Source organism: Adhaeribacter aerolatus, from assembly GCF_007991635.1.
GTDB lineage: Bacteria > Bacteroidota > Bacteroidia > Cytophagales > Hymenobacteraceae > Adhaeribacter > Adhaeribacter aerolatus.
Genome location: NZ_BJYS01000015.1, coordinates 1 through 19,400, shown reverse-complemented (window position 1 = coordinate 19,400; position 19,400 = coordinate 1). Strand labels below are relative to the sequence as shown.

General features: G+C 41.4%; 13 protein-coding genes and 1 tRNA gene. 7 read left to right on the top strand and 7 right to left on the bottom strand.

Going from position 1 to position 19,400, the window contains the following annotated elements:
* Positions 1–2: 2 nt before the first annotated feature.
* The 3 genes from AAE02nite_RS10785 to AAE02nite_RS10775 are packed head-to-tail and all read right to left on the bottom strand — an operon-like array spanning position 3 to position 3,384.
* Positions 3–1,274, bottom strand: a complete 1,272-nt coding sequence (locus AAE02nite_RS10785) for a restriction endonuclease subunit S (RefSeq protein ID WP_146897745.1) — start codon at positions 1,272–1,274, stop codon at positions 3–5.
* Entirely contained in the window at positions 1,271–2,809 is a 1,539-nt protein-coding gene (locus tag AAE02nite_RS10780) for a type I restriction-modification system subunit M (RefSeq protein ID WP_146897744.1), read from the bottom strand. Before AAE02nite_RS10780 ends, AAE02nite_RS10785 begins: the two co-directional genes overlap by 4 nt.
* Before the next feature lie 14 nt (positions 2,810–2,823).
* On the bottom strand, positions 2,824–3,384 hold the full coding sequence (locus AAE02nite_RS10775; RefSeq protein WP_146897743.1) for a restriction endonuclease subunit S: 561 nt from the start codon (positions 3,382–3,384) through the stop codon (positions 2,824–2,826).
* 388 nt (positions 3,385–3,772) lie between these two features.
* Here AAE02nite_RS10775 and AAE02nite_RS10770 point away from each other — a divergent pair, with 388 nt between their 5' ends.
* The 3 genes from AAE02nite_RS10770 to AAE02nite_RS10760 all read left to right on the top strand — a co-directional run bounded on the left by AAE02nite_RS10770 (position 3,773) and on the right by AAE02nite_RS10760 (position 7,164).
* Positions 3,773–4,561 (top strand): hypothetical protein, encoded by a 789-nt coding sequence (locus AAE02nite_RS10770; protein WP_146897742.1) that lies wholly within the window; start codon positions 3,773–3,775, stop codon positions 4,559–4,561.
* A 66-nt stretch (positions 4,562–4,627) separates the two neighbouring features.
* Positions 4,628–4,915 carry a helix-turn-helix domain-containing protein gene (locus AAE02nite_RS10765; protein WP_146897741.1) on the top strand — a complete coding sequence of 96 codons (288 nt, stop codon included), beginning with the start codon at positions 4,628–4,630 and terminating at the stop codon, positions 4,913–4,915.
* Positions 4,915–7,164, top strand: a complete 2,250-nt coding sequence (locus tag AAE02nite_RS10760) for a DUF3987 domain-containing protein (protein WP_146897740.1) — start codon at positions 4,915–4,917, stop codon at positions 7,162–7,164. The genes AAE02nite_RS10765 and AAE02nite_RS10760 overlap by 1 nt, the downstream gene beginning before the upstream one ends.
* Positions 7,165–7,406: 242 nt before the next feature.
* On the opposite strand, the gene AAE02nite_RS10755 is transcribed toward AAE02nite_RS10760, so the two are convergent.
* The 4 genes from AAE02nite_RS10755 to AAE02nite_RS10740 form a co-directional block, all read right to left on the bottom strand.
* Positions 7,407–7,478: transfer RNA gene (locus AAE02nite_RS10755), tRNA-Arg, on the bottom strand.
* 588 nt (positions 7,479–8,066) lie between these two features.
* A complete protein-coding gene (locus tag AAE02nite_RS10750) occupies positions 8,067–8,303 on the bottom strand; it encodes a hypothetical protein (RefSeq protein WP_146897739.1) in 237 nt (78 codons plus the stop codon).
* Between the two features lie 690 nt (positions 8,304–8,993).
* The gene (locus AAE02nite_RS10745) at positions 8,994–9,659 is read right to left on the bottom strand and encodes a metallophosphoesterase family protein (RefSeq protein WP_170252574.1); all 666 of its coding nucleotides are present in this window, start codon (positions 9,657–9,659) and stop codon (positions 8,994–8,996) included.
* A 160-nt stretch (positions 9,660–9,819) separates the two neighbouring features.
* Positions 9,820–10,770, bottom strand: a complete 951-nt coding sequence (locus AAE02nite_RS10740; RefSeq protein ID WP_146897737.1) for an aldo/keto reductase — start codon at positions 10,768–10,770, stop codon at positions 9,820–9,822.
* Between the two features lie 219 nt (positions 10,771–10,989).
* Between AAE02nite_RS10740 and AAE02nite_RS10735 the strand changes: the two genes are divergently transcribed.
* From AAE02nite_RS10735 to purU, 4 genes are all read left to right on the top strand, one after another.
* Positions 10,990–11,880: a TolB family protein gene (locus AAE02nite_RS10735; protein ID WP_146897736.1), complete on the top strand. Its 891-nt coding sequence runs from the start codon at positions 10,990–10,992 to the stop codon at positions 11,878–11,880.
* 96 nt (positions 11,881–11,976) lie between these two features.
* Positions 11,977–14,952 (top strand): M16 family metallopeptidase, encoded by a 2,976-nt coding sequence (locus AAE02nite_RS10730; protein WP_146897735.1) that lies wholly within the window; start codon positions 11,977–11,979, stop codon positions 14,950–14,952.
* A 129-nt stretch (positions 14,953–15,081) separates the two neighbouring features.
* Positions 15,082–18,057, top strand: coding sequence for a M16 family metallopeptidase (locus AAE02nite_RS10725; protein ID WP_146897734.1), 2,976 nt, complete (start codon positions 15,082–15,084; stop codon positions 18,055–18,057).
* 467 nt (positions 18,058–18,524) lie between these two features.
* On the top strand, positions 18,525–19,364 hold the full coding sequence (gene purU / locus AAE02nite_RS10720) for a formyltetrahydrofolate deformylase (RefSeq protein WP_146897733.1): 840 nt from the start codon (positions 18,525–18,527) through the stop codon (positions 19,362–19,364).
* The last annotated feature ends 36 nt before the right edge of the window (positions 19,365–19,400 follow it).

Sequence of the window (19,400 nt, the reverse complement as noted above, 5' to 3'; positions counted from 1 at the left end):
GTTTAATCTACCAATTCCTTTTTAAGATTTACCCGCACCTGCCCTGTTAGAAGTTTATGCATCAATCCTTTCTTTTGCTGATTCAGAGTATTTAGCTTTTGCTGGAGTATTTCAAGTTCTTTTTCAGCGGCATTAAGGACATTCACAATCTTTCTTTGTTCTTTTATAGGTGGAAGTTGAGTTGAAAGTTTTAGGAAAGTTTTAAAATCGAAAGTCATCTTCTCTATGTGAACGCCATAACTTGCTATGTAAGTCTGATGGTAGAAGTTTGGAAGTTTTGACAACCAACAAAAGAATTCAATGTCAAGTTTGTTAGAATTTTTAGCAACAACAGAAATGTAAGAGCCAGAAACTTTCATGCCATCAAACTCCTCAGTTGTTAATCCAGAAGCACCATGCAGAATTTGCATCTTTGATATAAGGAAGTCACCTTTTCGAGCAGTGTAAAGGTCCTTTGTAAGAATTTGATGACCAAAGAGGCTTTCACGATGAAACAAGCCTCCGGACCTTCTCCTTACACTAATTAAATCATAAAGTTCTTCATCATTCCACTCAACAGGCCTTTTTACCTGCTTCAGCATATCTCCATACTTTACCTCCTGCCACTCATCTGTGAACTCCTTAAACCGTTTTTTGCCAGTAAGAAGTTGCTGCATAAGAGCCTCCTTTTGCTTTTTTTTGGCGGAAATAAGCTGCTGCAATTTCTCAATTCCTTTATCCCAAGTAGAAAGTGTATCTGCTATAGCTTTTTGTTCTGGAAGAGAGGGGATTGCTACAAGGTAATCTTTAACAATTTTACAGTTGATTGCATCTTGATTACCACCTCTTCCTTCACCTCTAATTTGTAGGTATTGATATTCCAAATAATGGAATAGAAACCAAGAATATATATTATCATTGGGCTTGATGTAAGCAAAATTTTGATTGATACAAGACTCAATGTTCAGGTAAGCAACTTTCCCACGAGTTTTGCCTTGGCCAATCATAGCAAGTAAAATTGTACCTATTGGAAGCAGCTTAACAGAACTCTCCTTTAATGCAATATCTGTGATAAATTCTTCAGCATAAGAAATTACCCGTTCATTTACTTTTCCTGTGGGTAGCCAAGGGAAGCGCCCATCATGCCAATAATCCTTTCTGTCTCTTCTTGGTGTTGCACCATTTCCAACTTTAGCTATCTCCCCAATTTGCTTAACCTGCCAATCCTTAGGAATAATTCCTAATTTAGTATGCTTATAAGCTATTCTTTCTTCTAAATCTATTTTTTCCTTCATGCTATTAGACTTAGTTCTTCCAAATACTTCTTCATTTCCTGCTGCACGGCCGCCAGCTCCTCTTCTAGAACATCAATTTCCTGCTGCACGGCCTGTATGTCGATGGCTTCTTCTTCCACAAAAGTTTCGACATAGCGTGGAATGTTAAGGTTAAATTCGTTCTCCTTTACTTCATTAAAAGTGGCAACAAAAGCAAACCTTTCTTCCACAACACCTGCTTCCAATTCACCACTGCTGAATCGACGGTAGGTGTCTACTATTTGCATTATATCAGTATTACGCAGTTTGTTCTGGTTTTTGCCTGCGTCGAAGCGTTGGCTGACATCGATAAACAGCACGTTCTTGTTAGAACCTTTACCACGATTAAAGATAAGAATGGCGGCAGGTATACCAGTACCGAAAAACAGATTAGTAGGTAATCCAATAACAGCCTCCAGCAAGTTCTCTTCAATCATCTTCTGGCGTATCTTGCCTTCCGATGCTCCCCGGAACAACACACCATGTGGTACTACTACGCCTACTTTGCCTTTGCCTTCATAGGTAGTTTCTACCATATGCGTGATAAATGCCCAATCCCCTTTACTGGTAGGTGGTACTCCACGCCAAAACCGGTTGTAAGGGTCTGCTGTTGCATCGTCAGCTCCCCACTTATCCAGCGAGAAAGGTGGGTTGGCTACTACCGTATCAAACTTCATCAGGGTATCACCTTCTATCAGTTTTGGGTTGCGGATTGTATCGCCCCAGCGTACAGTGGCATTGTCGAAGCCATGCAGGAACATATTCATTACGGCCAACGCCCAGGTACTACCATTGGCTTCCTGGCCATAGAGCGAGAAGTTATCTGAACCAACTTCACGGGCTGCTTTTATCAGAAGAGAACCGGAGCCGCAAGTTGGGTCGCAGATGCGGGCACCGGGTGCAGATTTCGTTAGTTTGGCAATTAGGGTGGATACCTCGCCTGGAGTATAAAACTCGCCCGCTTTTTTGCCTGCATCAGAGGCAAAGTGCGCAATTAGAAATTCATAAGCATCACCAATAATATCATTGCCAGCCAAGTGCGAAGGGCGAAGGTCCAGTTTTTTGTCGCTGAAGTCGTTGAGTAGGTTCTTTAGGCGTGTTTTTTTATCCTTTGCGTCCCCTAAGTTACTGGAGTTAAAGTCAATGTTACGGAAAATACCAGAACCATCCTCACCACCCAATTTTTCACGATTGGCATCCTCCAGGTCATTTAGGGCAATGTTTATCAGTTCACCAATGTTGGTTTCGTTTCGGCGCTCATACAGGTAATCAAAGGTGCAATGCTCTGGCACTACAAAGCGTTCATGCCGCATAGCACGCTCAGCACGTTTCTTGTCCCCGTTATACTTCTCCAGGTAATTAGTAAATTTGTCCTTATGTACATCGCTTACATACTTTATAAAGAGCATGGTCAAGATGTAATCTTTATACTGACCTGGGTCAATAACACCTCTAAAAGTGTCACAAGCCTTCCAGACTATATTATTTATTTCTTGTTGGGTAATCTTATTTTCCATGATTAAATGTTATTCTATTCTTGTGCAAGTTTTAATAATTGACCTTGTATGAGTTGCTCTCTTAGTTCTTCTAGTCTATGCATTATCTTCTTTTCTCTATTTCTCAGTTGGTGAACCTCTAATATTTGTTGCTGTTTTTCTAAACTAGGTACGGGTATTATCATTTTTTCCAATATTTTTTTAGAAATAGAAAGTATGGAAGAGCCCTTTGCTTGGGATTTTAGATAATCCTGGCTAATAGGATGATTCAGAAACCAAACTAAATACTGCGGCAAAAGATTTTGTCTGTTAGGTCTTAATACCAAGAAGGTAGATGATGCAACTGCTGGTCCAATATCTGAATTGTATTTTATAGCAAAGTTGTAAACGCCTTTGGCTGCAAATATTACATCCCCTTCAATAAGTAAGTGTTTATATACACTAGTATCTATAGTTACATTCGGCGTTATTCCTTCATATAAATCCCCAAAGTCATTAAACATATTAGCCTGAAGGTATATAGCATTACCAGAGATATTGGGCTTTGCATATAGTCCCGAGTGAACAGAAACGACATCTTTAACTGAAAACTCCACTTATATCTTTTCTTAAAACTAAACAATATTAAAATTATAGAAACTAAAAATAAAATATCTAAGTATAAAATCTACAAAAATTTATAAACATAAATAATAAAAACTGTATTTATAAACTTTTTAACCCTAAACTATTAAAGTGAATAAATCATTTTCTACTTAGTTACCAGGTTTTATTATCTAAGAAAACATAAATATGATTTAGCAGCGGAAAATAATATACTAGGACAACTTACGGAGGAATGAAAAATTGAATATGGCAATAAAGACTCTGGTCGATATATAGTTCCTGAGTTTGCGCTTACTTAATCAGGCTACGGATTACTTATCATGGAGCCTTAAGAGTCACCAATTTTTGCTTCTCCTGGAAAAATTAAAATAAATAATAATGAAGGAAGATCATATAGAAAAGTATTTAGTAAGTGAGTATAATTATTCTATTTATAATGATTTACTAAAAAATGGTTTTTTTGAACCATCACAATTTTTTAATCTGCTTTACTCAAATATTGATTTTGTTTACGCTACCAGGGATAAGCCCTTAACCTGCTTAAATCAGGTAAAAAGCACTATAGAAAAATTTGACGAAAAGTCTTGTAAGTTCTTTTATGAAGCTATTTTGGGAAGTTTATATCGGGAAGCTGATGAGTCCCTCCACGTATTTATAAAAGTAATGCACGATGATTATAAAAAGAGGTTTGGAGAAAGCTATAGTCCTATTGTTAACTATTTTATTTCATATAATTATTTCCTGGATAGAAAACTGGAATTTCCTAATAAGGAATGGAGTGATTTTATTGTCAGTAAGAAAAGAAAGCCTGCCTCTTCGTTAACGGGTGTACCGGTTAATAAAAATAATATTACAGCTGAGGAGGAGCCTGTACCTCCGGAAAAAAATAAAGAGTTTACTACAAAACGGCAGGTTATAGCTATTCATTACTTAAATAAACATATTAGAATTAATAAAACACAGGAGGCCAGTAACTTGGCCAGGTTTATAGAGTTTCTCACAGGAAAAAATTACGGTAATATTTATAAAATACTGCTGAATCCTTTAGAATACAATTCACCTGCCCAACATAAAAAGGATTTAAATTATGTTAAGTCAATATACGAAAGTCTGCAACAATATGAAATTATTAAACTGATAGACAATGATTTGCGAGACATTGGGTGACCCATAGGGTGACCCCTGCCTCTGTTTTGCCCTTAGTTTTGCAGAGTACTTTAATAAACAGCACATATGCAAAACACAATTTTATTAACTATTCCTATCGACGATTTTTTAGGTTTGATAGATGAAAGGCTATCGATAGCTCTTTGTAATTTTCAACCCACTACGCTGGTGTCGCAACCAGAAAAGCCTATTACCATTGATCGGGTTTGCGAACTGCTCGGCAAATCCAAAGTTACGGTACACAAATGGAAGCGGGAGGGCCGCTTACCATACCACCGGATTTCGAATAAAGTATATTTTTACGAGAGTGAGGTGCTTGCGGCTCTGAAACCAATAAGAAGGAGGGCAGCCTAATGGAAGATAAGTTATACTTACCAGTTTTAAAAACACCGGTAAACCTTTACAAAAATGCAACTGATAAATATGGGTTAGACCAGCCTTTAGAAGTTGGTGAAGTAATTTCAAGAATTCAGGAACCGGTATTTGCGACCATAACTGAAGAATTGCGGAACTTATCGGATAAGGAGTTCTCAGAATATAAAAAATCAATGTTCCCAGCAGTTTCGTGGAGCGGTTTGTTTAGTCCAACCAGAGCGAAACAAAATTTAATTCAGCATTCAGGACTGCTTTGCTTAGATATTGATGATTTATCGTCAAGGCGCTTGGAAGAGGTGCGGGAGCAAATCAAGGCCGACCCCTTTACCTTTATCAGCTTTATTAGCCCAAGCGGCAAAGGAATAAAGGTGATAGTTAAAGTAGATTTACTAGAACCTGAGCAGCATGAGCAATTTTTTGCGCAATTACAAACTTATTATTACAACACTTATGAAATAGTAATTGACCCTACTGGTAAGAATGTAGATAGGCTATGTTTCCTGTGTTACGACAAAGATATCTTTGTTTATCCGGATAGTAGATTATTTGGCCCTGCAGATGGAGTAATGGTTACTGAGTCCCTTCCTAAGCAAATAAAAGAAGATTTAAATAATGATGCATCCTACGAATCAGCAAAGGATGACGAAATATTTGATTGGTGCTTCCAGATTCATAACAGAACCCATGAATTTGTGGTGGGAAAAAGAAACCACTATTTAACCGGATTAATCAACTTTTGCAATGATTATGGGGTAAGTCAGGAATACTGCAAGGCAGAGTGTATCAGTAGATTTAGTACTGTGGAATTTACCAAACGTGAAATTTTAGCAACGGTAAGAAGTATTTATCAAAAGACGGGACAGCATGGGAGTAAAGTTTACAATAATATTTATAGTAGCAAAGGTACTAAGAATAATTCTCCCAATGGAATAAACGATAGGGACGAAGATGGGAAAAGTGAAAATGAAGATTCCCCCATTATACCTTCTTTTGTTTACCAGGATTTGCCTAATTTACTTAACCGAATGTGTCAGGCGTTTAACACGGATCGAGAGAAGGATACATTTTTAACTGGAGCATTAGTTGTTTTGAGTGGCTGTTTTCCTGTGGTTTCAGGGTTATACGATGGGGTTTCTGTTCACACAAACTTATTTGGCTTTATTGTGGCACCTGCAGCAACTGGAAAAGGTGCAATGGGTTGGGCAAAAACGATTGCCCTAAGTTACCACAAAGAACTTTCAGAAGAACAATACTTTCCTGACCAACATGGCTCTCAACCAAGTAGGGGTGAAGATATTGAAAGAAGTGAGTTAGATGTTTCTGCCGCTCCTAAAATACTCTTTTTTCCTGCTAATAGTAGCGCCCCTAGTGTTATCAGTGCTTTAAACGAAAACGATGAGCGAGGAATTATTTTTGAAAGTGAAGCAGACACCTTAAGTGCGACCCTTTCAAATGATTGGGGAAATTATTCGGATATGCTCCGTAAGGCTTTTCACCATGAAGCAATATCTTATATGCGGAAAACCAATAATGAATATAGAGAAATTGCAAAGCCTCAGTTATCTGTATGCCTTTCTGGAACTCCTGGTCAGGTGCAACGATTAATTCCAAATGCAGAAGATGGCCTTTTTAGTCGATTTATTTTTTACAATTTTGCTCTTCAACCAAAATGGCGTAGCGTAAGTCCATATGCAGGTAGAGTGAACCTAAATGAATATTTTAATTTAATTCAAGGTGAAGTTTTAGGGCTTATCCACCTGGTCAACGATAATGTTAGAGTAAATTTTACCCTACAGGATGAGCAATGGGAGCATTTAGACAACACTTTTAGTATTTGGCTTGATGAGGTTACTACTTCAATAGGAGGAAATGCAGGTAGTGCTGTTAAGCGCTTAGGATTAATTACTTTCAGAATAGCCATGATTCTCTCTATTTTACGTCGGGCAGAAACAGGGGAGATAGGTGAAGAAATGGAGTGTACTGAAACCGATTTCATGATTGCTATGGCTTTAGCAAAAACCTACAGGCAACATTCTTTTACAATGTATAAGAAGATGCCTCAGGAAAAGACTGATAACCGGGTTAACAGCATTTCTGAAAAACAGGCTAAGTACTTAGAAGCCCAAATACTAAAGCAATTTGGGTTATCTAACCGAAAAATAGCGGAGAAGCTAAATGTTACTGAAGGTACAATACGGAATTGGTTTAAAGGGGATAGAAGTGCGTAAAAAAGGGCTGCGTAATAAATTACGCACCTTAAAAATTACGCAGTAACCCATTTATCCAACAGACTGCTGAAGTAAATACGTTTTCCTGAGATTTACTTAAAACTATTTTTGAATCTTATATTAATGGTTTACTCATCCTAGGGATACGAGTATTTAAAAGAAATGCAGCCCCCTAACCGACCCCAGTTAATACAAAAAGGCCTGTAAGTCTTTGATTTACAGGCCTTTATTTAATCTTAATGTGCTCCCGAAGGGATTCGAACCCCTATCATTGGTACCGGAAACCAACATTCTATCCATTGAACTACGGAAGCAGATTTATTGGAATGCAAAATTAAGGTTTTTTATTTGAATTGCCAGTATTCTTCGTTAAAATTTTTTAAGGCAGATTAGGTAAGACGCGCAGCACGGGTTACAATACCGGGTAAAAATTGTAATACATATCTTACATATCTGGATAGAAATACTGATGTAATAATGAAAGTTTACTGATTTAGTGCTTTCAAAAAACAGTACAGGTGGCGAAGTGAGCATTGAAGTAACGGATCTAACCCGGTAGCCAACTATTGGGTAATACCGATCTTGGTGCTGAAGACAAGGATAAAGTCTCGTAGCTTTTTAGGGGCTCTGAAAATATTTAGGGCGATGTTACATGGTTACCGGGTGCTATTAACGCTAACCAGTATTTTGGGCTAAACAGGTTTAAAGGCAGATAAGTCTTGTAATGAAAAAGGATATTGTCGAATAGAAAAATTTATAAACAGTAAAGGCCGCATCTGTGGGCGGCCTTTGCTCAAACTGTATCAGATCAGAGTAGTATTCTGCTCCAATTTCTGAACTAGCGCAAAACAGTTGTAATTAATATAAGAATTTTAAATAAAGCCTTTATAATCAAAAGGTTATTAGTGCTTTAAATACTTCATGGCTTCGTTTTCTGATATTAATTCAAAGGCATCTAGTACTTTATCGTTGGTGCCGGTGTTATAGCCTTTAATGTAATATGAACCATTGGCTTTGTAAACTGCAAAATTATGAGCGCCATAAGGAGCAGCCAAATTGCGGGCAAATGGAAAAGCCCGTGATAAATCGAAGCGTTTGCCACAGTTGGTTTGGATTACGGTGTTTGTTGGTCTTTCCATAACATGAAATTGAATTAAAATGTACTCGTTAAAATTGGTGAATAATAAAATATTTTAGCAGGTGCTAAACTTTTTATAAATCCTTTAAAAGGTAGTCCAAAAAAGTCTTCTAAATTTAATAATATTTAATAACATATACAAGTATCTCCATATTTTATTTTTGTTAAGTTTTTGTATAATCAGGATTATTCAAATTTGTAATAGTATAATCAGTAAAATGTTTGAATAGCAAAATGCCTGATAAGTTAGAAAAGTTTAATTTTTTGCTATTATAATTATAATATGCTTTGATATAAACGATCTTACTAAAACTATTAGTTCCATGATTCACTTGGTTATCAGGAGTTTATTCCAAATAATATAAATATCCAAACAGAGGTAAGCAACAGGAAGTAAAGGGTAACCTGATGCAAAGGGTTGTTCTGATTACCGGCAAAACGGAAAATACTAAGAAATAGCTTAAGAGCGGAGTCGTTTCAACTAAATGCCGTGAGGTTAAGAAGAGAAAGTTTTAAGCGATATGTCGTATGATTACCTATAGCGGCCGGAGGATGGTAAAAGCCGGCACGGGTGGGGTGTGCCGCGCTGGGTGAAAGGCATTATTTATTACCGGAAGTGCGGGTTTGATTTCGATAGAATATTTGATATAAAAGACCTGGTTAGAAAATACATTATCTTGTCGCTTAATCTCTAATCCATGTTCCGGACAGCGTGCAATTGGCGGGTGTCCAGGTTAAGAGCAGTCAGGTGGCCCATCCGCATTTTAAATACGCAGCCTCCATCTATATCTATCACTTCACTCGTTGGGTCAGCTACGGCATCTTCTATCTCAAAAACCGGGATGGGGGTATGGCCGTGAATAATGGTTTTTCCCTTGGTGTATGTGTCGATAACCTTAAAATCCCGAATCCAGAGCATAGCCTTTTCGTTCTGAAATGGATTCGGCGATTCAAAATCGAAGCCGGCGTGTACAAGTAAATAATCTTCCAGTTCTACGTAAAAGTCTAATTGGTGCAGAAAACGCCAGTATTTTTCCGGAATATCTCTAATATCGTCCAGCCCAAAACTATCCAGGGCCTGGTTCCCGCCGTTCAAAAACCAATGGTGCAGGTATTCTGGCCCTTCGAGGGCCTGGAGCATCATGTCTTCGTGGTTACCCATAAGGGTGGTAACCTGGTATTGCTGTTCCTGTAGTTCTAAAATAAAATCAAGTACGCCTTTGGTATCCGGACCCCGATCTATGTAATCGCCCAGTAAAAACAATTCGTCCTGCGGCTTCAATTTTATTACCTCCTGCACCAGGTATCTAAATGTTTTATTGCACCCGTGAATATCTGAAATAGCGTAACGACTCAAAACAACAATTTAATTTTTTACAAATAAGCTGGCCTCATTTCTACTGCTTGACAAAATTAACGAGTTATTGGGTATGCCGGTTAGTATTTTTTGAATAATCTTCCGGATTAAACATTTAACGCTAAATTAATTCCCGCATTGTTTGGGGCCTGCTAGCAACTCAGCTAAGTTTCTGAATAAATTCTTTCATTTTTTTGCGGGTTGCTTCATCGGGTAAGCGGCCATACCCCGCCTGCATGTTGTCTGTTAAATGCTTGGGTTTAGCGGTAGCCGGAATAACGCAGGTAATGGCCGGATGGCCTAGAATATATTTCAGGAAAAACTGGCCCCAGCTCTGGCAATCGAACTCGCTGGCCCAGGCGGGTAGGGGTTTGCCTTTAACCGAACTAAACAAAGCGCCGCTCTCGAAAGGCCGGTTTACAATTACGGCTACTTTCTTTTCGGCGGCCAGGGGTAAAAGCCGGTTGGCCGCCTGGCGGGTAACAATGTTGTAGTTCAGTTGTACAAAATCAACGGGCTCGGTTTTAATAATACGCTCCAGATCGTCGAAAGCGCTTGCCAGATAATGCGTAATGCCCAGGTAGCGGATACGTTGTTCTTCTTTCCAGCGGCGTAAAGTTTTCAGGTGAATGCGCCAGTCTACCAAATTATGAATCTGGATTAAATCCAGCGGCCGGGCCTGCATTTCCTGCATCGAGGTTTCCATTTGCTTAATGCCGTTTTGCTCGCCTTGCGTCCAGACTTTGGTAGCCATAAACAGTTTTTTTTGCAACTTCAGGTCCACACTTAAATCGCCTACTACCTCTTCCGAGCGGCCGTACATCGGCGAAGAATCAATGAGTTTGCCGCCCAGTTCGGCAAATAACCGCAACACTTCTTTTACGTCGGCGCGGCTCACCGGCGAGGGGCCCACATCAAAAGTTTGCCAGGTGCCTAAACCCATTACAGGTAGCAGTTCGCCGGTGCCCGGGATAGCGCGTTTTATTAGAGTAGCTTTAGCGGTAATAAAATCCATATAGTTAGTTGGGTTTATAAAAGGAACCAGGCAGGAGGCAGCCCCAGCCTTTAAGGCCAATTGTAAAAGTTTGCGGCGGGAATATTGGGGGCGCATTATTTTTAACAGGGTTCCTCGGGTATTTAACTCCCTACGCACCCGGCGGGTGTGGAGTTTAATGGTTTTCGTATAGTCAAAGGAAGATTAGTTATAAACCTAATCAGAAGGGTATCTTTTAAAAAGATAATTATTCGTTTAAATCAATTTTACCTGAATCATAGCTGTTTTTTATAAGTATCTTCGTTAAATAATCAGCCAACTCCGCCTGAATCAAAAATGTTTAAAGTTCTTCCGTACCTGAGCACCCTGTTGCTGCTCCTGTTTTGCTTAACCCAGGGCCAGCCGGTTGTTGCCCAAACCATGCCCGAAACCGAAATCTATCTTTGCCGGGTAAAAAACAAAAAAGGCCAGTGGAAAATAAGCCAGCCCCAAAATATTACCCGGCGCCCCGGCTACGATAACCAGCCGGCCTTTACGCCAAACGGCAAGAATATTCTGTTTACGTCTATCCGCGAGCGGCCTTCTACCGATATTTATTCTTATGAAATAAAAAAGAACCAGTTATTCCAGCTCACCAATTCGCCTGAGGGCGAATATTCGCCGACTATCACCCCCGATAAAAAAGGTATTTCGGTGGTGCGGGGCGAGGAACAGCAAATCTGGCGGTTACCGCTGACTGGAGATTCGGAACCAGTGCCGGTTTTTCGTAATGCCGGTAAAGTTGGCTATTATGCCTGGCTGTCACCCGAAAATCTGGCAGTTTTTATATTGGGCGATCCGCATACCTTACACCTGGCTACTACGGCCGGCGACTTATCGGAGCCTTTGGCCGCCAATATTGGCCGGGGATTGCAAAAAATACCGGGCCAGGAAGCAGTTAGTTTTATTAGTAAGGAAAACGGCGACGCCTGGGAAATAAAGCAACTGGATTTACGCACCCGGCAAATTACAACCCTGGTTAAAACCTTACCTGCCAGCGAAGACTTTATCTGGACGAAGGACGGTCGAATATTAATGGCGCAAGGCCCCAAACTTTACCAGTACCATCCCCAGCATTCCATCGACTGGACCGAAATAGCTGATTTTTCGGCGATTGGTATAAAAAATATTACCCGCTTAGCCTTGGATGCCAAAGGGAAGCAACTGGCTTTTGTGGGAGTAATGTAACAAGCTATATGGCATCATTTTAGCTTTCAGGATGAACTTTAAGGTGCCATTAATAATTTTAAGTATATATTCTATTATTCAGAAAAAGCGTTTTTCATGTTTAAAAAGGTTAAATTAATAGTTTTGGGTTTGGCTTTAGCTGCCGTGCAGGAGCCAGTTCTTGCCCAAAAAGCAACTACCCAAACCAAATTAGTAGAAAAAGTTACCCGCAAAGGCAGCGAGCTGGTAATTCCCTACGAAAAATATGTGCTGCCCAATGGCTTAACTGTAGTGGTGCACGAAGACCATTCCGACCCCATTGTACACGTGGATGTAACCTACCACGTTGGTTCGGCGCGCGAAGAAGTAGGTAAATCGGGTTTTGCGCACTTTTTCGAACACATGATGTTCCAGGGTTCCGACCACGTAGGTGACGACGAGCATTTTAAAATTGTATCCGAAGCCGGTGGTACGCTCAACGGTTCTACCAACCGCGACCGCACTAATTATTACGAAACGTTGCCCGCCAACCAACTCGAAACAGCTTTGTGGTTGGAAGCCGACCGCATGGGTTTTTTACTCGATGCTGTAACGCAAAAGAAATTTGAAAACCAACGTTCTACGGTTAAAAACGAGCGCGGCCAGAACTACGACAACCGGCCTTACGGGTTGGTAAGCGAAAAAGTAGCCCAGGCTTTGTACCCGTACGGTCACCCGTATTCCTGGACCACCATTGGCTACCTCGAAGATTTGAATCGCGGAACCCTAGACGATTTAAAGAATTTCTTTTTGCGGTGGTACGGGCCTAATAATGCTACTTTAACCGTGGGCGGCGATGTAACCCCGCAGCAGGTATTAAAATTAGCCGAGAAATATTTCGGTTCTATTCCGCGCGGACCGGAAGTAAAGAATATGAAATTGCCGGCCCCAACTTTAACCCAGGACCGTTATATTTCTTACGAAGACAATATCCGTTTCCCGTTGCTGCAGCTAACTTACGCTTCGGTGCCGGCTTACCACCCCGACGAAGTAGCTTTGGATTGTTTGGCCGAAATATTGGGTCAAGGAAAAACGTCTATTCTTTATAAAAACCTGATTAAAACCCAGAAGGCCACCAGCGCCAGTGCTAGCAATTATACTTCCGAACTAGCCGGTCAGTTTTCGTTATCAATAATGCCGTTCCCGGGCCAGTCTTTAGCCGATATGGAAAAAGCGGTGCGCGAAGCCTTTACGGAGTTCGAGAAAACCGGGGTTTCTGACGATGCCCTTACCCGTTATAAATCATCCGCCGAGGCAAATGCTATTTATGATTTGTCCAGCGTAGCCGGCAAAGTAGCCCAATTAGCCGCTTACCAAACTTACCTCGGCACGCCCAACCAACTGCCCCGCGAACTGAAAAAGATTCAGAGCTTAACCAAAGCCGATGTTATGCGGGTATACAACCAATATATTAAAGGCAAGCACGCCGTAGTATTAAGCGTGGTACCAAAAGGAAAAGCCGATGCGGTGGCCAAAGCTGATAATTTTAAAGTAGACCCGACTGGCTATAAAGCACCTAAAGATGAATACGAAGGCCTGAAATATGTAAAAGCGAAAGATAATTTCGACCGCAGCAAGCGCCCGGCTTCCGGCCCGAATCCGGTCGTAAAAGTGCCGCCCTTCTGGACCGACAAAATAGCGAACGGCATTAAAGTAATCGGCACCAAAAACGAAGAAATCCCGACGGTTACGTTATATTTTACTTTAAAAGGTGGTCACCGTTTGGAGGCCAAAGACCCAACTAAAGCCGGAATTGCTTCGCTTACCGCGGCTATGCTAAACGAAGCTTCCGAAAAATATACCGCCGAAGAAATTAGCAGCCAGTTAGATAAATTAGGCAGTTCCATCAGTTTCGGGAGCGATGCCGACGAAATGACCGTTTCGGTACAATCGCTGGTGAAGAACCTGGATGCCACGCTGGCTTTACTCGAAGAGCGCATGCTGCACCCGCGTTTCGACCAAACGGATTTTGATCGTCTGAAAAAACAACGCCTGGAAGCCATTGCCAACCAAAGCACCCAGCCCACGGTAGTAGCCAACAATGTGTATAACAAACTGCTGTACGGCGAAGGCAATATTATGGCCGTTCCGGTTATTGGTACTACGTCAAGCGTACAAAATATTACCCTGGCCGATGTGAAGAAATTTTATCAGGATAATTTCTCGCCATCGGTCACCAACCTGGTAATAGTAGGTGATACCGAGCAAAAAAAAATATTGCCTAAACTCGCTTTCCTGAATAAATGGGTACCCAAACCGGTAGAAATACCAACGCAGGCTACCAATGCCGGCATCGATAAAACCAAAATATTTTTGATTGATAAAGAAAAAGCCGCGCAGTCCGAAATTCGGATTGGTTACATTGCCCTGCCTTACGATGCTACCGGCGAATATTACAAAGCCCGGATTATGAACTATTTGTTAGGTGGCGCTTTTAGCAGCCGGATTAACATGAACCTGCGCGAAGACAAAGGCTTTACTTACGGCGCTCGCTCTGCTTTTTCGGGTACCGAATACGCCGGACCTTTCACGGCTTCGGCTGGGGTGCGTTCCAATGCCTCGGACAGTTCGGTGGTAGAGTTTATGAAAGAAATAAAGCGCATGCGCGATGAAGGTGTTACGGATGCCGAGCTGGCTTTTGTAAAAAGCGCCATGGGCCAAAGCGAAGCCCGCAGCTACGAAACGCCGATCCAGAAAGCCGCTTTCCTGAACAATATTTTACGCTATGACCTGGATAAAGATTATGTAACGAAGCAGAACCAAATTTTGCAAAATATTACCAAAGCCGAGATAAATGCGCTAGCTAAAAAATATTTGCCTTACGAAAAAATGAATATTTTACTCGTGGGGGATAAAGCGGCCATTAAGCCCGGTTTAGAGAAATTAGGCTACGAAATAGTAGAACTGGATACCGAAGGCAATATTTTAAAACAAACTTCAGCTATACCAGAAAGTACGAAGCAGGTAAACCTGCCGATGGAAGATACCAAACGCAAAAAGAAGAAGTCTAAAAATACCGAGAAAACCGGTCCAGCCGTAATCCGGACCTTCTAATTGTTTTTAAGTATTGCTGACATAAAAAAGCTCCCCATAAACCGGGAGCTTTTTTATGACTTTACAAATGCTATAAATAATCGAAGAAATTTTAGTATACTTACATAAGAACTACCCTTCTAAAAAAACATGATAAAACCATTTAAAGTAGCCCTGCTCGGTTGTGCTTTACTTTCCTTACAACTTCCGGTACAGGCGCAAAAAGCTTCACCAACCAGGTTGGTGGAGAAAGTGGCCCGCAAAGGCAGCGAGCTGGTAATTCCCTACGAAAAGTACGTATTGCCCAACGGCTTAACCGTAGTAGTTCACGAAGACCATTCCGACCCCATTGTCCATGTTGATGTTACCTACCACGTAGGTTCGGCGCGCGAAGAAGTAGGTAAATCAGGTTTTGCGCACTTTTTCGAGCACATGATGTTCCAGGGCTCCGACCACGTGGGCGACGAAGAACACTTTAAAATTGTATCGGAAGCCGGCGGTACGCTTAACGGAACCACCAACCGCGACCGGACTAATTATTTTGAAACGCTCCCCGCTAATCAACTCGAAACGGCTTTGTGGCTGGAAGCCGACCGTATGGGCTTTTTATTAGATGCCGTTACCCAAAAGAAATTCGAAATTCAACGGTCTACGGTTAAAAATGAGCGGGGCCAAAATTATGATAACCGGCCTTATGGTTTGGTTTACGAAAAGAATTCGGCTGCGCTTTATCCGTACGGTCACCCATATTCCTGGACCACCATTGGTTATATGGAAGATCTAAACCGAAGCGATGTAAACGATTTAAAGAATTTCTTTTTGCGCTGGTACGGTCCCAATAACGCTACCTTAACGGTAGGTGGTGATGTTACGCCGCAGCAGGTTGTAAAATTGGCCGAGAAATATTTTGGTGCTATTCCGCGCGGACCGGAAGTAAAGAATATGAAATTGCCCGCGCCCGTATTAACCCAGGACCGTTATATTTCTTACGAAGACAACGTGCGGTTCCCGCTCTTGCAAATGACTTTCCCAACGGTACCAAACTTTCATCCAGATGAAGTGCCTTTGGATTTATTAGCCGAAATATTAGGACAGGGTAAAAATTCTATTCTGTACAAAAATTTAGTTAAAGCGCAGAAGGCCGTGCAAGCCGGTTCAAATCACCCGTGTACCGAATTAGCCGGTGAGTTCTCTGTACAAATATTGCCTTACCCTGGGCAAACGCTGGCCGACATGGAGAAACTGGCCCGCGAAGCATTTCTGGAGTTTGAAAAAACCGGTGTTACCGATGATGCCCTGGCGCGTTTTAAATCTTCTTACGAAACCGGCCAGATTAACAGTTTATCCAGCGTATCGGGCAAAACTTCTATTCTGGCTAATTACCAAACCTTTACCGGCAACCCTAATTATTTGCCGGTCGATTTGAAACGGTACAAAGCCGTAACCAAAGCCGATGTGATGCGCGTGTACAATAAATATATTAAAGGTAAGCCCGCCGTAATATTAAGCGTGGTGCCTAAAGGTAAAGCCAATGAAGTAGCCAAAGCCGATAACTTTAAAGTAAATACCACCGGTTACAAAGCGCCCAAAGACCTATACGCCGGCCTGAAATACGTGAAGGCGAAAGACAACTTCGACCGCAGCAAACGCCCGGCTGCCGGCGCTAACCCGGTAATAAAAGTGCCACCTTTCTGGACCGACAAAATGGCTAATGGCATTAAAGTTATTGGTACCAGAAACGACGAGGTGCCAACCGTAGCTATGCTGTTCTCGATAAAAGGCGGGCATAAACTGGAAGCCAAAGACCCGTCTAAAGCGGGTATTGCGGCCCTAACCGCTGCCATGCTGAACGAGGCTTCTCAGAAATATACCGCCGAAGAAATCAGCAGTAAACTGGAAATATTGGGTTCATCTATCAGCTTTGGCAGCAGCACCGATCAAATGACTGTTTCGGTGCAAGCCCTGACGAAGAACCTGGATGCCACGCTGGCTTTGGCCGAAGAACGCATGCTGCACCCGCGTTTCGACCAGGCCGATTTTGACCGCTTGAAAAAACAAGCATTAGAATCGATTGCCAACCAGAGCACCCAACCTACGGTAATTGCCAACAACGTTTATAACAAACTGCTGTACGGCGAGAACAATATTATGGCAGTGCCTACCATCGGCACGGCCGCCAGCGTAGCTTCTATTACTTTGGATGATGTAAAGAAATTCTATGCTGATAATTTCTCGCCTTCGGTAACTAACCTGGTAATTGTGGGTGACACTGAGAAAGACAAAATATTGCCGAAGCTTACTTTCTTAAATAAATGGGCGCCTAAACCGGTAGAAATTCCGGCGGATGTTAAAGTTGCCAACCTGGATAAAACTAAAATATTCCTGGTAGACAAAGAAAAAGCAGCGCAGTCCGAAATCCGGATTGGTTACATGGCTTTGCCTTACGACGCAACCGGCGAATATTACAAGTCGCAGATTATGAACTACATACTGGGTGGTGCGTTTAACAGCCGTATAAACCTGAACTTACGTGAAGCTAAAGGCTATACCTACGGCGCTGGTTCTTACTTTTCTGGCACCGAATCAACCGGCCCATATACGGCTTATGCCGGCGTGCGGTCAAATGTATCGGATAGTTCGGTGGTAGAGTTTATGAAGGAAATTAAGCGGATGCGCGAAGAAGGCATTACCGACGAAGAACTGGCCTTTGTGAAAAGTGCCATGGGCCAGAGCGATGCCCGCAAGTACGAAACGGCTTTCCAGAAAGCAGCCTTCCTAAACAATATTATCCGCTATAATTTAGATGCGGATTACGTAACCAAGCAAAACCAGATTTTGCAGAACATTACGAAAGAAGAAATTAATGCCTTAGCCAAAAAATATTTACCCGTAGAAAAAATGAATATTATGCTGGTAGGCGATAAAGCTTCTATTAAGCCCGGTTTGGAAAAATTAGGCTACGATGTGGTGGAACTCGACCCGGATGGTAATCTGCTAAATAAAGTAGCCGATACACCCGAAGTAATGATTGTAGCACCCGAACCCACTGATCCAAAATCTAAAAAAGCCAAAAAGAAAGCCGTAAATAAAGAAAAAGTTGGTCCATCGGTAATCCGGACGTTCTAATTTTTTTCGGAAATCTTTGCCAAAGCCCCTGGATTACCGGGGGCTTTATTTTTTATAGCGGGTGCAGAAGTAATTCGAAACCTATCCAATAAAACCCATCACACCTGATTCCCTCTTAACTAAGGCAAGAAGCTAAATTACTTTTTCCTGCAAGCGTTTTTTCGGATAAGTAATGACCAAGGAACTATATGGTATTTAAAGTAAAAGCAGCAACGGTTGCCATTGGTGGTGTTATCACCGCCAATTCTAAAGCCCTGCTAAACATTTTGCAGCTAAAAACACCAGGCAAAGGCTACTGATTAGCCAATTATTAATATCCTAAACAGCATTCTTCCTCATATATTCGTCAGGTTAAAAAAACAATAATCATATTTTTGCCTGTAGCTTACAAAATATGTTTCATCTTTAGCAAACTTTGTTCCTTTACGTAGTGGCAATAGCTTCATCATAAACCAGTTTCTAATCTGATGTCTAATAATCATACTTTACTTATTCATTGCACCGACCGTAAAGGATTAATTTACGCGGTTACGCAAGTCTTATTTCAGAACGATTTAAATATTATCAGCAACGGCGAATTTGTAGATAAAGAGAACAACCATTTTTTTATGCGGGCCGAAGTAGCCGGAGATATTAACCGCGAAAAAGTGCTGCAGGAATTGCACGATGCCTTACCCGAAAAGATTATTTTCGATTTATTGCCGCAGCAGAAAAAGAACATTGTTATTCTGGTAACCAAAGAACACCATTGCCTCGGCGATTTATTGCTTCGCGAAAAGTTTAACGATTTAAATGCCAATATTATGGCTGTAATTGGCAACTACGACACGTTGCAGCCGCTTACCGAAAAGTTTGATATTCCGTTCCATTATATTTCGCACGAAAATAAAGCCCGCGAAGAACACGATGCCCAGATTTTGGAAAGGGTAAAACAATATAACCCAGATTACCTGGTACTGGCCAAATACATGCGGGTACTCAGTCCGGCATTTGTAGAACAGTTTCCCGCCCGGATTATTAATATTCATCATTCTTTTTTACCGGCTTTTATTGGGGCCAATCCTTATCGGCAAGCCTATGAACGCGGCGTTAAAATTATTGGGGCTACGGCCCACTTTGTAAACAGCAGTTTAGACGAAGGGCCAATTATAGCTCAAAACGTAATTCAGGTAAACCACACGCACAACGCGCAGGATATGGCCCAATCGGGCCGTGATGTTGAAAAAATAGTGCTGGCGCAGGCCCTAAAACTAGTTTTTGCTGATAAGGTTTTTGTGAGTAACAACAAGACCATCATCTTTAATTAAAAAGAAACAACGCCTTAAATTGCCAGTTTTCTCCGC

Bases quoted from the DNA above. Each gene is read 5' to 3' on its own strand.
- AAE02nite_RS10725 (WP_146897734.1), top strand. From the start codon at position 15,082: ATGATAAAACCATTTAAAGTAGCCCTGCTCGGTTGTGCTTTACTTTCC.
- AAE02nite_RS10770 (WP_146897742.1), top strand. From the start codon at position 3,773: ATGAAGGAAGATCATATAGAAAAGTATTTAGTAAGTGAGTATAATTAT.
- AAE02nite_RS10735 (WP_146897736.1), top strand. From the start codon at position 10,990: ATGTTTAAAGTTCTTCCGTACCTGAGCACCCTGTTGCTGCTCCTGTTT.
- purU (WP_146897733.1), top strand. From the start codon at position 18,525: ATGTCTAATAATCATACTTTACTTATTCATTGCACCGACCGTAAAGGA.
- AAE02nite_RS10730 (WP_146897735.1), top strand. From the start codon at position 11,977: ATGTTTAAAAAGGTTAAATTAATAGTTTTGGGTTTGGCTTTAGCTGCC.
- AAE02nite_RS10750 (WP_146897739.1), bottom strand. From the start codon at position 8,303: ATGGAAAGACCAACAAACACCGTAATCCAAACCAACTGTGGCAAACGC.
- AAE02nite_RS10780 (WP_146897744.1), bottom strand. From the start codon at position 2,809: ATGGAAAATAAGATTACCCAACAAGAAATAAATAATATAGTCTGGAAG.
- AAE02nite_RS10740 (WP_146897737.1), bottom strand. From the start codon at position 10,770: ATGCGCCCCCAATATTCCCGCCGCAAACTTTTACAATTGGCCTTAAAG.
- AAE02nite_RS10785 (WP_146897745.1), bottom strand. From the start codon at position 1,274: ATGAAGGAAAAAATAGATTTAGAAGAAAGAATAGCTTATAAGCATACT.
- AAE02nite_RS10765 (WP_146897741.1), top strand. From the start codon at position 4,628: ATGCAAAACACAATTTTATTAACTATTCCTATCGACGATTTTTTAGGT.
- AAE02nite_RS10760 (WP_146897740.1), top strand. From the start codon at position 4,915: ATGGAAGATAAGTTATACTTACCAGTTTTAAAAACACCGGTAAACCTT.